The sequence below is a fragment of the Armatimonadota bacterium genome, from assembly GCA_017993055.1.
GTDB lineage: Bacteria > Armatimonadota > UBA5829 > DTJY01 > DTJY01 > JAGONM01.
Genome location: JAGONM010000016.1, coordinates 64,022 through 78,956 on the forward strand (window position 1 = coordinate 64,022; position 14,935 = coordinate 78,956).

Below are 14,935 nucleotides of genomic sequence, written 5' to 3' on the forward strand. Positions count from 1 at the left end.
GATGCCTGTCAAAATCGGAATGATGAGCTTTGCCCATATGCACTCCTTCAGCTACGCCAGCGCGGTAAACGAAATCGCTGACGCGCAGCTCGTCGGCATCGCCGATCACGATGCCGACCGCGCGCGAGAGATGGCCGATACCTTCAAGACCCGCGCCTTCTCCGGGTACCGGGAACTCCTCGCGCAGGAGATTGACGCGGTCATCATAGGTTCGGAGAACATCAGGCATCCCGAGCTGACCACAATGGCGGCGCGCGCGGGGAAGCACGTTCTCTGCGAGAAGCCTATCGCCACTACCGTAGCAGACGCCCAAGCCATGATTGATGTCTGCAAGGCGAACAGCGTCCAGCTCATGACGGCCTTCCCGTGCCGATTCTCCCCGGCGATGGTCCGTGTCAGGCAACTCGTGGACGAAGGCGCCATCGGCGAGGTTCTCGCCATCAAGGGAACGAACCGCGGCCGCATGCCGGGCGGGTGGTTTGTCGAGAAGGACAAGAGCGGCGGCGGCGCGGTGATTGACCATACCGTCCACGTCGCCGACTTGATGCGGTGGACCCTCCGGAGCGAGCCCGCTGAGGTCTACGCAGAGATCAGCAACTCGATGCATCACCAGGAATACGACGATGTCGGCTCGCTCACCATCACATTCGACAATGGCGTATTCACGACGCTCGACACGAGTTGGTCGCGCCCGAAGAGCTTCCCGACCTGGGGCGACGTCACCATGGAGATCACGGGCACGAACGGCGTCGTCTCGATGGACATGTTCGCGCAGGACTTCGCGCTCTACTCGGACAAAACGATGTCAGCCTCCTGGGTCGGCTGGGGCAGCAACATTGACCTTCTGATGGTGCAGGACTTCGTGAGCCGCGTCGCCGCGGGCGAGCCCGTGAGCGTCACCGGCGAGGACGGGCTCCACGCCGTCGAGGTCGCACTCGGCGCCTACCGCTCATACGAGGCCGGCGCGCCCGTGAGACTGCCTCTGGGCGCATAGGAGGCTCTGTTGGGTGTCGGGCCTCCGGATCCACTCTTCCCCCGGCCTGATACCCGACACCTCTCTACCGGTTGGGGTGCGACCTTGTTCTGTCCCGCGTGCAGAGTCAAGATGAAGGAAGAGCCGCGCAGTTTTCACAAGCAGCGAAAGTGGACCTGTCCGAGGTGCGGCAAGGCCAGGATGCAGGCCGTCAGGCCGAAGGAACGAGGGCGGTAGCCATCGGAGCGATACGAAAGACGGTGCGGCCCCGGGGAATCCGGCCCCCAGCATTCCGGGAACGATTGCGGTTGGGGGCACGAGCAGCAGTCCAGTCCTCCGCTCTCCCCCGCGTCTATGGTTCCTAGCCATCCCGCTCACTCGCGGAGATCACGCTTTCGAGCGCGGCCGCGTGGGCATTCTCGATCCTGCAGAGGAAGCGGAAGAACTCCGCCGCATCCCGATCATCCGCGTCATGCGCCTGGTGGGCGTAGAAGTCGCGCGTGCGCTTCTCGAACTCCCACGCCGCCCGATAGAGTTCCAGCACTCCGATGTCGTTCACGCGTAGGCCGTCCACCACCTTCAACGTATCGGCCATCCCCGCTTCCCGCTCGCGCAACTCCCGTCGGCTTACCTCGAACTGCATCGCCTCGCCGCCGGACACCGCCCGCAGGTATCCCCGGATCGCAATCTCGTGCGCCGACTCATCGTTCGATAGAGACGTGAGCACCGAACTCATGAGCGAGTCGCACGCATCCTCGGCAAGCCTCGCGTACATCGTCCTGCCCTTTTCCTCCATCAGGATCGCCGCTTTCAGTATCTCGGCCAGTCGCTCCATCTCTCCACCCTCTTCCATATTGCGCGAGACGCCCGTCAGATGAACTATTCCCATCACAGGCGCGCTTTCCCTCCCAAAAGCCTGCACCGGGGGAGGACTTCATACCCATGACGACGAATCAATGCTAAGTGGCGGCGCAGAGTTCCTCAGGAGCGTGCGTCGTCGAAAAGGAGGTCTCGATATGATCAAGGAGTTCAAGGAATTCGCAATGAAGGGCAGCCTGCTCGACATGGCTGTCGGCATCATCCTGGGCATCGCGTTCGGGAAGATCATCACGTCGTTCGTGGCAGACGTGCTGATGCCGCCGATCGGAATGCTGCTGGGCGGGCTGGACTTCTCGAACATGTTCATCAACCTGTCCGGCCAAGCCTATGCGACGCTCGAACAGGCCAAGGCGGCCGGCGCGCCGGTGATCGGCTACGGGCTGTTCATCAACACCGTGATTGACTTCCTCATCGTAGCGTTCATCCTGTTCCTCATCATCAAGCAGATGAACAGGGGCAAGGAGGCCGCGCCCGCACCGAAGGAGTGCCCGTTCTGCCTGACATCCATTCCCGCCGCCGCGACTCGCTGCCCGGCCTGCACCTCCGAGCAGCCGGCTGCGTAGCAGCCCTTCCGGTAGACTTCTTACTGCCGTACTTCGGCGACCTCATGCGAAGGTAGCTACTCAGGCGGGCTGGGTAGCTACTTCTAATTCTGTCGCCAGTGTCACTTGTCACTAGACACCTCGTTCTCTAAGGGCGGGCACGATATCCGCCCGAAGGACGTAAACACCACACTTGGCGGAGCATAGAACATGTCCCTACACGTCTCATGCGCAACAGTCTGCACGCTGATTCTATTCGGCGTCGGATCTGCAGGCACCCCGCCTCCGCACGGCTACTTTGTCATTACTGTCATAGACCAGGATACCGGCCGCGGAGTGCCGCTCGTCGAGTTGAGGACGACGAACCGCATCCGATACTACACCGACAGCAACGGAATCGTCGCCTTTTACGAGCCGGGGCTGATGGATACCGACGTCTACTTCCACGTGAAGAGCCACGGGTACTCTTACCCGAAGGACCGATTCGGCTATGCCGGGACGGCGCTCAGGACTGTAGAGGGAGGCAGCGCGGAGATTCGAATCAAGCGCGATAACGTCGCCGAGCGCCTCTACCGCATCACAGGCCAGGGCATCTATGCCGACAGCGTGCTCGTCGGTCATCCAGTCCCGATCGAGGCCCCCGCGATCAACGGCCTCGTCCTGGGACAGGACTCCGTGCTGAGCGCGGTCTACAAGGGCAAGCTGTACTGGTTCTGGGGCGATACGGACCGCCCGGCCTACCCCCTTGGCAACTTCCACACGTCCGGCGCGACCTCCGCGCTCCCCGGGAAGGGCGGCCTCGACCCTGAGGTAGGCGTGGACCTGGCCTACTTTACCGATGAGCGCGGCTTCTCGAAGAAGATGATGCCCTTCGACGCCCCCGGCCCGGTCTGGCTGGGCGGACTCGTGACGATCGTCGGCAAGGATGGAGGCGAGCGGCTCTTCGCCATGTACTCCAACGTGGACACGACGATGAAGGCGCAGGAGATCGGGATCGCCGAGTACGACGATGAGATGGATCTCTTCGTCAAGGTGAAGCAACTCGACCTGGACGCTCCGATCAAGCCCGGAGGGCATCCCTTCAGGGCCACGGAGAGCGGCGTGGAGTACATCTGCTTCTCTCCGGTCACGCGAGTCCGCGCGGATGAGTACGCGCTCCTCGATCCTTCGCGCTACGAGGGTTTCACCTGCCTCAAGAGAGGCTCGCGAAAGGACTCCCCCGAGGTCGAGCGCGACTCGGACGGGAGGGCGGTCTTCGGGTGGAAGCCCGACACCTGGACGCCGATGCCTCAGGAAGAGGCGGGGCTCGTGAAAGACGGAAAGATCCGGGACGAGGACGCCTTGTTCCACATTCGAGACTCGGAGAGCGGCAAGGCCCTAGTCTATCACGGTGGGACGGTGGCATGGAACGAGTATCGAAAGCGCTGGGTGATGATCATGCAGGAGGCGTTCGGCACGTCGTTCCTCGGCGAGACGTGGTATCTGGAAGCGGACACGCCTCAGGGACCATGGGTATATGCGCGCAAGATTGTAACACATGAGAACTACAGCTTCTACAACCCTCGACACCATCCGATGCTCGACAAGGAAGGCGGGCGGGTGATCTTCTTCGACGGGACATACACCAGAAGCTTCACCGACAATGACGACCCGACCCCGCGCTACGAGTACAACCAGATCATGTACAAGCTAGACCTCGCGGATGAGAGGCTCGCGCTGCCCGTCCCGATCTACGAGAGCGGTGAGATCCTCGGTACGGGGGGTGGCATCGCATTCTTCGCCCTCGACCGTCCAGCCCGGGGAACAGTGCCGGTCTACTTGGTCAACGGTGAGCTTACGGCAGGCGCGGCCTCCGTTGGAGAGCAGGGCAGCGAACCCGTCTTCCATGCCCTGCCGCACGACGCGCCCGATCCCCCGGCAACTACGACCTCTCTCTATGAGTTCGCGCGTGAGAGCGATGGGAGAAAGGCCTACTCTACCCAAGCGGATTGGCCCGAGACGGGATATCGGAGATCGGATGCGCCGGTTTGCCTCGTATGGAAGAACCCGGTTCGGCTCGATAGCACTCGGAAGTAACGGGCATCAGGCGAGGACGATCTTCCTTCCCTGCGCAGCCGACTCGTAGCAGGCGAGGACCAGACGGAGCACGTCTCGGCCTTCTTCGGCGGTGGCGATCGGCGGGCGCTTTCCATGCAGAAACTCGGCAAGCGGCTCCGAGAGCCCGGCGATGCGCTCACCCTGGCCGTTGATCTCAGGCAGGTCGCTTGTCGTCCATTCGGGCTCGTGTTCCATGATCCACTTGAGCTGGGGAGCCCCCGCCGGACGACGGTGGTTGCTCGGACCATCGCCGTAGTTGCCGATGATGATCCCGTGCTCGCAGACGATCTCGAGCGTGTTCTCGCCGCCGACGGCGACGAACGAGCATGAGACCTCGGCCATCTTGCCGTCGGGGTAGCGGAACAGGACGATCGCGTTGTCGTTCGGGACCTTCGGGTTCAGGAGCGTGCCCATCTCGGCGTAGACGCTGGAAGGCATGCCGAGGAGCCAGTAGACGAAATCAACGGGATGGGCGGCGTCATCGGCGAAGATGTCGCGGTTGAACTCAGGCTTGACGTGCCAGAGTTGGTCGAAGTTCGCCATGTGCTGGGTGGCGAGGCAGTGCCTCCTGCGCACTTGGAAGATACGGCCGAACAAGCCTGATTCAAGCAGCGCCTTCGCCTGAAGGTTGAACCGCTCGACACGCATCTGCCAGGCGAGGGTGAACGGAACGCCGGTCTTGTGAACCGCGCTCACAATGCGATCGGCCTCATCCATCTCCAGGGCGAGAGGCTTCTGGACGACGATCGTCTTTCCCGCAGATGCCGCCTTCTCGACGAGGTCCGCGTGCATCGAGGTCTCAGCAGCGATCACGACCGCCTGGATATCGTCACGCGCGAGGAGCGCGTCGCTGGACTCCATTCGCTCACAGCCGAAGTTTCTGCTATTCTCATCCGCGCGCGCCGCATCGTGATCCCATCCGGCAGTAACCTTCACGCCCAGTTCACGGCGCGCGTTCCATTGTGCGCAGTACATCCCCACGTGCCCGTGAGCAAAGCCCAAAATACCGACACCAATCGGGTTCGTCATAGTCCTTCCTCGTTCGCCATCAATCCTACTCTCTCTGTTAGGCATCGTCGGCAGGAACTCCTGCGGGACTGGCGGTGGCGTGTCACCCATGAAAAAGGCGCCTGATGCATGGCATCAGGCGCCTGACGTTGTCTGGTGTGAGTTACCAGCGACCGCCACGTCCGCCACCGCCGCCGCCGTAGCCACCACCTCCGCCGCCGTAGCCGCCGCGTCCGCCGCCACCGCCACTGCGCTCAGTGCGAGGCCTGGCCTCGTTCACGGTGAGAGTCCGGCCGCCGAACTCCTTGCCGTTCGTAGCGTCAATCGCGGTCTGCATGTTCTCTTCCGGGATCTCCACGAATGCGAAGCCCTTGTCGCCGATGACTCTGACTTCGGCTACGGGACCGTAAGGCTCGAACATAGCGCGAAGGTCGTTCTCAGTCGTGCTGTAGGCCATGTTGCCCACGTACAGTGATTTGGTTGCCATAGAATTGCCTTTCCTTCTGGGGCTTACCCCCGATAAGTCAACACGGAGCACGTGGCACAATTGCCATTCACGGGGAATTCGAAAGGTCGCAGAAGTAAGAGCAATCTACGTGGACGAAGACACCGGTGCTGGTCGTTGACACTATACTGATAGAGTATATTCCATATCCGCGGGAAATGCAAGCTTTATTTTTCGCCGAGATCTCGCGACGGCGCCGGCGCGAATTCGACGCCGGAGGGTTTTCCTCCAGAATCGCGGTTGCCGGAAGGACGTTTCCCAGACACTGCCTAACATATGATCGTATGAGGCCGATGCAATGATTTCAAGTCATCCCCATATCATTTCGATACTGGCAATGGCCGGCTGTATACTCGCCGTGGTCGCAGGGGCCACTGATGCCGAGGAATGCATCGAAGTGGCTCCAGTCTGGTCCGGGCACCCTGTCGGCTTCTCTCTGCTGAGTACGCCAAAGCGACAGTTCGTCGGCTTCTACGATGCCGAGAGGAAGCTAACCGTCGCGTCAAGATGGTTGGCGCAGAAGACCTGGCGGTTCGTGACGCTGCCTGAGACCCTCGGGTGGGACAGTCACAACTACGTCACAATGGCGCTTGACGACGATGGGCGCATACATCTCTGCGCCAATATGCACTCGAGCCCGCTTGTCTATTTCCGCACAAGGATTGCCGGGGACATCCGAACCCTCGAGCGCGTACCGACCATGCTGGGCCGTGACGAAGCCCGCTGCACATACCCGCAGTTCCTGCGGGGGCCGAACGGGGAGTTCCTATTCACGTATCGCTCCGGCGGCTCGGGCAACGGCGATCAGATCTACAACGTCTACGAACACGGCAGCCGTAAGTGGAGACGCTTGCTCGACTCCCCACTTACCTCGGGCGACGGCAGGATGAACGCGTACTTCACAGGGCTGCGTCACTACCCGGACGGCTACTATCACTTGGCATGGGTCTGGCGCGATACTCCCGCTTGCGAAACGAATCATGACCTCAGTTATGCCCGATCAAGGGATCTGGTGCACTGGGAGAGAAGCGACGGCAAGCCGTTTCAGCTTCCGATTACGCTCGAGACTGCCGAGATCGTTGATCCGATCCCACCCGGAGGCGGCCTCATCAACGGGGGCGTGACGATCGGGTTTGACTCTAATAAGAGACTCGTCATCAGCTACCAAAAGTTCGACGAGAAAGGAAACAACCAGGCCTACAGCGCCCGGCTCGAAGACGGATCGTGGAAGATATACCGAACGAGCGACTGGGGTCACCGTTGGTACTTCTCTGGCAACGGTTCCATCAGTTTCGAGATTCGCGTAGGCCCCGTTGCCGTCGAGCCCGACGGGCGGCTGAGCCAGACGTACGACCACGCAGTACACGGTGCAGGCAAGTGGATACTGGACGAGGAGACCCTGAGACCCATCGAAACGATCGTCAGGCCTTCCTCTCCGCAGTCGACTGCCGCGGGCACAACAGGCGATCGACAACTCGTTGCCAGGTCGCAGAATGACTCTGGTGCCAGTGGTGAGGCCGGTGTTCGCTACTTCCTGCGCTGGGAAGCTCTGGGCCCTAACCGTGATCGTCCACGCGAGGATGAGCTTCCCGGCCCATCCATGCTCAGCGTCTGCCGACAGGAGATCGTTCCTGCAATCGTCAAGTAGGACTCCGACCTATTGTCGTACAGATCCAAGGCGACAGACAGGTCCGACAGAAAACCCCTGATTATCTTCCCCCGAGCGCCCTCAGACACGCGTTCAGGTAGCCGTAGGACTCCGCCGCGATGATCGAGACATCCGGAAGGCCCATCTCCCCTGCCCCAATGACTTCGAGGCAGACCGGACCGTCGTAGCCGCCGTCAACCATCACCTTGCAGTAGGCCATCAGGTCAATGTCTCCCCGACCACATGCCTGAAGCGGCGGTGTGCCGGGCGACGGGCCGGGACCCTTGCAGTCGCGGATGTGGATGTGCTTCGTCCGCGAGAGGACGGGCCTTAGCGCATCGGCGGGATTCTCACCCGCTCGGTAGATATGACTGGGGTCCATGTCCACGCCGAACGCGGGCGACTGGATCTTCTCCATCGCGCGGATGGTAGTAGGTGTATTGTAGATCGAGCCGCCGACATGCGCCTTGCAGCAGAGGGTGACGCCGAAGGGCTCGGCCTTCTGCGCCATCTCGAGCATCTTGTCGGTCTGGCGTTGGAAGTCCTCCTCGACATCGCTCTTCCCGCCGGGACCGATGTTGACGACCGGGATGCCGATCTCCGCGCCGGCCTCGAACGCCTTCATGAGCCGGTCCTCGTCGAGCGCGGCCTCCTCCATCGAGAGGAAGACCAGTTCGTTGTCGGCGACCACCCGCTTGAGGTCGGACGCCTGTGCCTTCCAGTTGTCGAGATCGAGATGCTCGCACATCCCCTTGATCGCCGAAATCTCCACGCCGTCGTATCCGGCGGCCTTGATGTACTTGCATGCGGTGGCGAAATCGTAACCGCCGAATAGTACTGAGTTCACTCCGAGTCTGATCATCTGTTTGCTCCCCACACTCAACTACAGATCTACTATCCGATGTTCGTTCCACGACGTGATCGCCGCTTCGATAATCCGCTGGACCTTCAGGCCGTCGAGTCCGGATGCGTCGATCTTGTCATACGGCGTCTTCGCTTCGATCTGGTCGACCCACTTGTTGATCCGGAACTGGAATGTCTCGCCGAACGAGCGCATCCCGCCGAGGTACGAGAAGGTCTCGTACTCAATCGAGCCACGGTTGTAGAATGAGAGGTGTTCGCAAGCATCGTCGATGACGATCCGGCCCTTCGATCCCACTATCTCGCACTTCTCGAGCCCGTAGCTACCACCGGCGTCGTAACTGCCGGTGAGGCATCCGACCGCCCCGCTCTCGAAATACAGAGCAACCTGCGCGTTCGACCAGCACTCACGGTTATGACCCTTCTTGAGGAAGGCCGCGACGCTCTTCACGTCGCCCATGAAGTATCGGATGACATCGAACGAGTGAGGATGCAGCGCACGCAGGTGGAACCAGGGCGTGTCCGACGGGTTGTTGATCCACATGCGCATGTTGATCATGTATGAAGTGCCGAGACGATCGGCCTCCATCCACTCCTTCGCGCGGAGGGCGGCCGGCGTAAACCGGTGGTTCAGGTTGATCGCGTACGGGACCTTCTTCTCCCGGGCCAGAGCCACCATCTGCTCAGCATGCTGGATGTTGTTCGAGATAGGCTTCTCGCCGAGCGTAGGGATGCCGGCTTCGAGTAGCTCCATCGTGGGAGTGAAGTGGTCGCCGCCATTCTCTTCCCCCTTGGTGCACATACTGCATGCATCGAGATTGATGCCGCTGGCGAGCATCTCCTTCACGCTGTAGAACGCCTTGCCGCCGAACTTCGCAGCGCCTGCGTCGGCCTTCTCCGGGATGATGTCGCAGCACGCGACGATCTCGCACTTCGGGTTGTTCTTGTAGCAGCCGGCGTGGTTGCTTCCGATGTTGCCCACACCGACGATTCCGATCTTGAGAGCCATGGTCGCTCCTCCTGTGATTCTGTCCTGAGTTGAGTGGCGAGCCTTGCTCGCCTCATCACGGTATGTCCAAATCAGGTTACTACGCGTGCGAACGGATTTCCTTTGACGCAGGCGCGAAAATCCACACGCGTCATTGAACTCCGTTCCCGGCAACCCGATGCCGAAGTTGTCCGCAGGCCGCGGAGATCGTGTGCCCGCGTCCCAGTCGTTGGGTCACATTCACTCCCTCGGTATCCAAGATCTCTGAGAACGCCCGAATCCGCGCCTGCGAGGGTCGGCCCATTCCGACTCCCTCGACCGCGTTGTACGGTATGAGATTGATGTTCGCCGACATGCCGAGCAAAAGATGTGCAAGTTCGCGCGCGTGCTCCGCGGAGTCATTCAGATCGCGGATGAGCAGGTATTCGAACGTGATGCGGCGTCCGGTCGAGTCGGCATATCTGCGGCATGCCCTCAAGAGACCGGCAAGTGGGTATCGCTGAGAGATGGGGATCAATCGGCGTCGAAGCTCGTCATTCGGGGCGTGCAGGGACACCGCCAGGGTAAGCTGCAGATTCTCCTCTGCTAGCCTCTCGATGCGCGGGGTAATGCCGACGGTAGAGATAGTGATGTGCCGCATACCGATCCCGACCTCGTCGTTCAGGAGATGGATGCTCTTCAGCACGCTATCGTAGTTCAGGAGCGGCTCGCCCATTCCCATGTAAACGACATGGCTGATCCGTCGCACCGTCTGTTCCTGGAGCGTCAACACCTCGTCCACAATCTCACCCGCGGTCAGGTCGCGCTCGCACCCGGCGATACCCGTCGCGCAGAACGGGCATCCGACCGCACAACCGATCTGCGTCGAGACACAGACCGAGACGCGCTTCTCGTATGGCAGCAGCACGCTCTCGACGGTCCGGCCATCGTTCATCTTCAGCAAGAACTTGGTCGCCCCGTCGGGCGACTTCGACTCTTGCAGGACCGTCCCGCGGTAGAGAACCGCCGCCTCGCCGAGCTTTTCGCGGAACGCCTTCGGGAGGTCGGTCATCTGCTCGACCTCGGGGACGGGCCGCCTGTAGAGCCACCGGGCGATCTGACGCCCCCGAAACTCGGGTGCGCCCAAGCCTCGCACAAAGGCCTCCAGCTCAGATGTGTTCATGCCCATCAGATTCCGCAATGCCTCGCCAGCCATGACGATGGAGAGTCTAGCAGTGCCGGGCGTTGATGTCAATGCGAGGAAGGGTAAAGAGCGGGCTCCGGAGTAACAGGATATGGGCGGTGGGGACTCAAACGTAAGCCCCGATACTCCAACACAGGAGGCCAAATCGTGCCGGTCAGACTGGGTAACATTGACATCACAATCATCGTCGCATACCTGGGAATCGTCATCACGCTCGGCGTGTGGATGAAGCGCCGGGCGGCAAAGAACATCGGGAGCTACTTCCTCGGCGAGCGGCAGCTCCCCTGGTGGGCGCTGGCGATGTCCGGCAGCTCGTCGTACTTCGACATCACCGGCACGATGTGGATCGTCAGCCTCTTCGTCATCATGGGTCTCAAGGGTATGTGGGTGCAGTGGATCTGGGGGTTCATCATCCCGGTGTTCTACATGGCGTTCATGGGCAGATGGATTCGGCGCTCGGGCGTCATGACCGGCTCAGAGTGGATGGAGACCCGCTTCGGAAGCGGCAAGGCGGGCGAGGCGGCGCGCGCATCCTACACGATCTATGCCGTCCTCACGATAACCGCGTTCCTCGCATACGGCGCGACCGGCATGGGGAAGTTCGGCTCGGTCTACCTCCATCTGGCGAATGACCCGGTGCTGAATCAACATCTCTGCGCGGCACTGATCATCGGCGTCACAGGGATCTACGTCGTGATGGGCGGATTCCATGGGGTCGTGATGGTCGAGATCTTCCAGACCATCGTCCTCAGCATCGGAGCTCTCGTGATCGCATACCTCGGCTTCACACACGTCACGCCGGAGATGCTTGCCGCGAAGGTGCCGACACACTGGGGCAGCCTGATCCCTCAGTGGAGGCTCGACGTGGCCGATCCCGCCTACCAGCTCTTCGGGGCGCTGCTGATCATCTGGGTGATGAAGGGGCTGCTGCTCTCGCTCTCAGGGCCGGAGCAGCTCTACGACTTCCAACGGTTCCTGGCGGCCAAGGATCCAAAGGACGCTTCGAAGCTCGGCGCGCTCTGGGGCGTGATCCACACCGTCCGCTGGCCGATGGCGATGGGCCTCGCCGTGCTCGGCATCGTCGGACTGACCCAGCAGGGCGACCCGGAGAAGGTACTTCCGTCGGTCATCCAGCAGCTGCTTCCCGCCGGTCTCAGGGGATTCGCCATCGCGGCGCTCCTCTCCGGCTTCCTGGCGACGTTCAACTCGACCGTCAACGGCGGGGCGAGCTACATAGTAAAGGACATATATCATAAGTACATCAACCCGGACGCATCGCAGAAGAAGCTCATCTACGCGAGCTACGTCTCCTCGGCGCTTCTGATTCTCCTGGGGATCAGCATCGGCTGGTTCGCCACCTCGATCAACCAGATGTTCACCTGGATCATGGGCACTCTCGGCGCGGGAGTGCTCCTGCCGAACGTCCTGCGCTGGTACTGGTGGCGGCTGAACGGATGGGGCTACGCGGCAGGCGCGACCTCGGGGATGGTGCTCTCGCTGATCCAGGTGTTCGTTCCCGCGCTCTCCGGGATGCCACTCTTCTGGACGTTCCCAGGGATAGTGGTCATCGTGCTGGCGATCACGATTGCTGTGACGTATGGGACGGATGCGACGGATGAGAAGACGCTCGCCAAGTTCTATAAGGAGGTCCGGCCCGCGGGGTTCTGGGGATGCGTCTCCAGGGGATGCAAGTCGCCGAAGCCGTCGACGATCAAGCGCGACCTGGGGAACGTGGTGATCGGGATCCCATGTCTCGCGGCGATGTGGATGTGCCCGATCTACCTAGTGCTCCACCGCTTCACCGAGGCGGTCTACGCCGGGGGCATCGTCCTCGTCGCCTGCCTGATACTCTACCAGACCTGGTACAAGAAGCTGGAGGATGACTAAGCATGACTGACAGGATCTATACCCTGCCTTACGTGCCGTCACTCCTGTGTCCGCGATGTGACACAGAGATGCGCTTCGCGGGGACGAAGAAGTTCCACGAGGGAAGCTTCGACTGGGGCTTTTGGCTCGCCGACCTGGGAGAGCTGTTCACTGGACGCGAGAGCTTCGACGTCTACGTCTGCCCCGAATGCGGGAGGCTCGAGTTCTTCGTGGATGGAGTCGGCGAGGGGCATCGCCCGACGAAGCCCGGCGGCCCGGTCGTCTGAGAAGGACTGCGCATCTGAAGGCATCGGCCGGTGAAGCGAGCCGGGCTCCCCGCGGGCTGCAAACCCGTTGAGGGCACCTCAACATGGGCTCTGTTCGGTTCGACTCCGAAGCCGGTCTCCACCCCTAAGGCGCTGGGAGTTTGAAGCGCCAGATCGGGCGGTCGGTCTTCGCGCCGAGGTACCGCTGGAGCGCGCGGAAGAACGCATCCCACCGGCCGTCACCCATCAGGCACTCCGGCACGAACGGATTCGCGGCGAAGTAGATCGCCCTGCCCTTCCCATACCTGGCCAACGTGATCGCGGGAGTGCCGTCGGTGAACGCAGCGAGCACCTTGACGCCGGGCCGAGCGGTCTCCACCTTCCAGCCGTTCTCCTCCGACCAACCGTCGCGTGCGATCGGACGGTAGATCGGCAGCGTCTTTCCCGCCACCAGGCCGGGGATGCCGCCATCAGCACGGAGTATCATCGAGGTCCTATCGAGCGCCCCGTTCGTGCGGACTCCGAAGATGCGCTCGCGGTACTTCGAGAGGTCTTTGCCGTCAATGTCCCACGAGAAGACGCTCGGGTCGCCGCAGATGACGGTCCCGCCGTCCTGCAAGAACTTCTCCACCTGCTTCACGACCGACTCCCGCTGGTATGTGCCGAGAGGGACGTAGAGCGCCTTGTACTTCGCCAGGCTCTTTTCGCCTCGAACGAGCGAGTCGTCATCCACGAAGTCGAACCAGGAGCCGACCCGCTCACCTAGGATCGAATGAGCCGTGTAGATCTCGTTCGCCTTGGTAGATGGACCCTCCGAGCGGTGGGAATCGGCCGAGTAGAGGATAGCGACCTCGGCGTCGGTCGGACCGTCGATGGCGTTCATCGTCGTGATGGTCTTCGAGAGATGGAGCATCATCGCCCAGCGTTCGGGATCGTTGAAGCGCGGGTTGTCCATCTGGTAGTACGAGATGTGGCTCGCACCGCCGCGCATGCTCTGGCTGACCCATTCGCGGAGGTCCTCCGGCGTCATCTCATAGCCAGCGTAATCGAACGCCTGAACGATCGCGCGGACCGGCCTGCCCGTGAGGTCACTGAGGAATTTCGCGCCGAAGCTGTGATTGTAGAGCCCCCTGCCGGGGATTCGCTCGGCAGATGACGCGTAGGGATCGCACTCGACGATGTCGCTGTAAGGAGCCATCGCGGCAAAGTCATACGGCGTGAAGCCGGTCATGAACCAGTAGTCGCAGGGATTGTACCTCGCCAGGGGATCAACGGACTTGAGCGCCTCATACATGACTCTCTTCGAGGCAACGTACTTGTCGGCCATCCAGCGATTGAACGCGATCCAGCGGAACGGGCGGTTCTTCGCGTCGCCGAGGAATTGGGGATCCTGCGGGGCGGGGATTGCGTACTTGCCGAATCCATAGTCGCGGAGCACTTCCCCGGCGCACTGCTTACCGAACGGACCCCAACTCGATATCGGCCCCTCCGCGATGCGGATACTCGGCTCGTCTTTGCCGATGTAGACGAAGACGTACGGCTTGCCCTTGAACCGTTCCGCATGCATCCTCAACTCGTCCGCGGCGGTACGTACGTAGATTGGATCAATGAGTGAGCACGCAGGGCTGGCGGAGGTCGTCTCGCTGGCGACAGGATTGAGCACCTCGGCGCCGGCATTGATGGCGTTGGACGTCACCGCGCTTGACTCGCACATCACGTCGAACGTCACGCCGAAGCGGCTGTACAGGTCGTCCGCCTTGTCACCCTGCCAGGGAAGGTTGTAGTAGCCCAGACCGACGGCGCCGGACTCCTCGTACATCCTCTCCACTTCCTCGGGCCACTTGCCCTCAGGGTACTTGTCGAGCAGCGATGCCGGCAGGTTCTTCCTGTTCAGATTGTGGGCCCATGCCACCGTCCGGTATCCGCCCGGCTTGTCCGAGAGGAGTTCCTCGTAGAGGGGATTCCTGGTGCGATTCGTCCGAAGCGCAGTCCAGTCGGAAGGCTTGACATTATCTCGGAGGGCGGAATCCGGCACCTGCCGAAGCTCGACTCGGCCGAAGAGCACCTCGCCCGACACTCGCGCGCTGAGGACTACCTTACCCGCCCGCGTCGTCGGCGG

At 61.6% G+C, this 14,935-nt stretch carries 13 protein-coding genes and 1 tRNA gene; 7 read left to right on the forward strand and 7 right to left on the reverse strand.

The genetic code is table 11. The features are described 5' to 3' along the window. Position 1 precedes the first annotated feature (1 nt). A complete protein-coding gene (locus KBC96_08020) occupies positions 2-994 on the forward strand; it encodes a Gfo/Idh/MocA family oxidoreductase (protein ID MBP6964336.1) in 993 nt (330 codons plus the stop codon). Positions 995-1,334: 340 nt separating this feature from the next. Here KBC96_08020 and KBC96_08025 read toward each other — a convergent pair whose 3' ends face one another. After that, on the reverse strand, positions 1,335-1,862 hold the full coding sequence (locus tag KBC96_08025) for a hypothetical protein (GenBank protein MBP6964337.1): 528 nt from the start codon (positions 1,860-1,862) through the stop codon (positions 1,335-1,337). 127 nt (positions 1,863-1,989) lie between these two features. Here KBC96_08025 and mscL point away from each other — a divergent pair, with 127 nt between their 5' ends. After that, on the forward strand, positions 1,990-2,415 hold the full coding sequence (mscL, locus tag KBC96_08030; GenBank protein ID MBP6964338.1) for a large conductance mechanosensitive channel protein MscL: 426 nt from the start codon (positions 1,990-1,992) through the stop codon (positions 2,413-2,415). Between the two features lie 189 nt (positions 2,416-2,604). Beyond that, positions 2,605-4,470, forward strand: coding sequence for a hypothetical protein (locus KBC96_08035; protein ID MBP6964339.1), 1,866 nt, complete (start codon positions 2,605-2,607; stop codon positions 4,468-4,470). A 6-nt stretch (positions 4,471-4,476) separates the two neighbouring features. On the opposite strand, the gene KBC96_08040 is transcribed toward KBC96_08035, so the two are convergent. Together KBC96_08040 and KBC96_08045 are read right to left on the reverse strand one after the other, a co-directional pair. Then, positions 4,477-5,520 carry a Gfo/Idh/MocA family oxidoreductase gene (locus KBC96_08040; GenBank protein ID MBP6964340.1) on the reverse strand — a complete coding sequence of 348 codons (1,044 nt, stop codon included), beginning with the start codon at positions 5,518-5,520 and terminating at the stop codon, positions 4,477-4,479. A gap of 142 nt (positions 5,521-5,662) precedes the next feature. Further along, a complete protein-coding gene (locus tag KBC96_08045) occupies positions 5,663-5,986 on the reverse strand; it encodes an RNA-binding protein (GenBank protein MBP6964341.1) in 324 nt (107 codons plus the stop codon). A 355-nt stretch (positions 5,987-6,341) separates the two neighbouring features. Between KBC96_08045 and KBC96_08050 the strand changes: the two genes are divergently transcribed. Further along, positions 6,342-7,652 (forward strand): BNR repeat-containing protein, encoded by a 1,311-nt coding sequence (locus KBC96_08050; protein ID MBP6964342.1) that lies wholly within the window; start codon positions 6,342-6,344, stop codon positions 7,650-7,652. Positions 7,653-7,713: 61 nt separating this feature from the next. Here KBC96_08050 and KBC96_08055 read toward each other — a convergent pair whose 3' ends face one another. The 3 genes from KBC96_08055 to rlmN form a co-directional block, all read right to left on the reverse strand. Continuing rightward, complete coding sequence (locus tag KBC96_08055; protein ID MBP6964343.1) at positions 7,714-8,514, reverse strand: sugar phosphate isomerase/epimerase; 801 nt, start codon at positions 8,512-8,514, stop codon at positions 7,714-7,716. A 21-nt stretch (positions 8,515-8,535) separates the two neighbouring features. Further along, a complete protein-coding gene (locus KBC96_08060; protein ID MBP6964344.1) occupies positions 8,536-9,522 on the reverse strand; it encodes a Gfo/Idh/MocA family oxidoreductase in 987 nt (328 codons plus the stop codon). A 130-nt stretch (positions 9,523-9,652) separates the two neighbouring features. Then, positions 9,653-10,663, reverse strand: a complete 1,011-nt coding sequence (gene rlmN, locus KBC96_08065; protein ID MBP6964345.1) for a 23S rRNA (adenine(2503)-C(2))-methyltransferase RlmN — start codon at positions 10,661-10,663, stop codon at positions 9,653-9,655. A gap of 168 nt (positions 10,664-10,831) precedes the next feature. On the opposite strand from rlmN, the gene KBC96_08070 reads away from it, so the two are divergent. The 3 genes from KBC96_08070 to KBC96_08080 all read left to right on the forward strand — a co-directional run bounded on the left by KBC96_08070 (position 10,832) and on the right by KBC96_08080 (position 12,958). After that, positions 10,832-12,571, forward strand: coding sequence for a Na+:solute symporter (locus tag KBC96_08070; GenBank protein ID MBP6964346.1), 1,740 nt, complete (start codon positions 10,832-10,834; stop codon positions 12,569-12,571). A gap of 2 nt (positions 12,572-12,573) precedes the next feature. Further along, a complete protein-coding gene (locus KBC96_08075) occupies positions 12,574-12,837 on the forward strand; it encodes a hypothetical protein (protein MBP6964347.1) in 264 nt (87 codons plus the stop codon). 25 nt (positions 12,838-12,862) lie between these two features. Further along, positions 12,863-12,958: transfer RNA gene (locus tag KBC96_08080), tRNA-Cys, on the forward strand. A gap of 3 nt (positions 12,959-12,961) precedes the next feature. On the opposite strand, the gene KBC96_08085 is transcribed toward KBC96_08080, so the two are convergent. Next, on the reverse strand, positions 12,962-14,935 hold a 1,974-nt coding region (locus KBC96_08085), incomplete at its 5' end, for a hypothetical protein (GenBank protein MBP6964348.1).

Excerpts from the sequence above, each read along its gene's own strand:
- rlmN (MBP6964345.1), bottom strand. The coding sequence starts at position 10,663 with ATGAACACATCTGAGCTGGAGGCCTTTGTGCGAGGCTTGGGCGCACCC.
- KBC96_08055 (MBP6964343.1), bottom strand. The coding sequence starts at position 8,514 with ATGATCAGACTCGGAGTGAACTCAGTACTATTCGGCGGTTACGATTTC.
- KBC96_08040 (MBP6964340.1), bottom strand. The coding sequence starts at position 5,520 with ATGACGAACCCGATTGGTGTCGGTATTTTGGGCTTTGCTCACGGGCAC.
- KBC96_08060 (MBP6964344.1), bottom strand. The coding sequence starts at position 9,522 with ATGGCTCTCAAGATCGGAATCGTCGGTGTGGGCAACATCGGAAGCAAC.
- KBC96_08050 (MBP6964342.1), top strand. The coding sequence starts at position 6,342 with ATGGCCGGCTGTATACTCGCCGTGGTCGCAGGGGCCACTGATGCCGAG.
- KBC96_08045 (MBP6964341.1), bottom strand. The coding sequence starts at position 5,986 with ATGGCAACCAAATCACTGTACGTGGGCAACATGGCCTACAGCACGACT.
- KBC96_08020 (MBP6964336.1), top strand. The coding sequence starts at position 2 with ATGCCTGTCAAAATCGGAATGATGAGCTTTGCCCATATGCACTCCTTC.
- KBC96_08025 (MBP6964337.1), bottom strand. The coding sequence starts at position 1,862 with ATGGGAATAGTTCATCTGACGGGCGTCTCGCGCAATATGGAAGAGGGT.
- mscL (MBP6964338.1), top strand. The coding sequence starts at position 1,990 with ATGATCAAGGAGTTCAAGGAATTCGCAATGAAGGGCAGCCTGCTCGAC.
- KBC96_08075 (MBP6964347.1), top strand. The coding sequence starts at position 12,574 with ATGACTGACAGGATCTATACCCTGCCTTACGTGCCGTCACTCCTGTGT.
- KBC96_08035 (MBP6964339.1), top strand. The coding sequence starts at position 2,605 with ATGTCCCTACACGTCTCATGCGCAACAGTCTGCACGCTGATTCTATTC.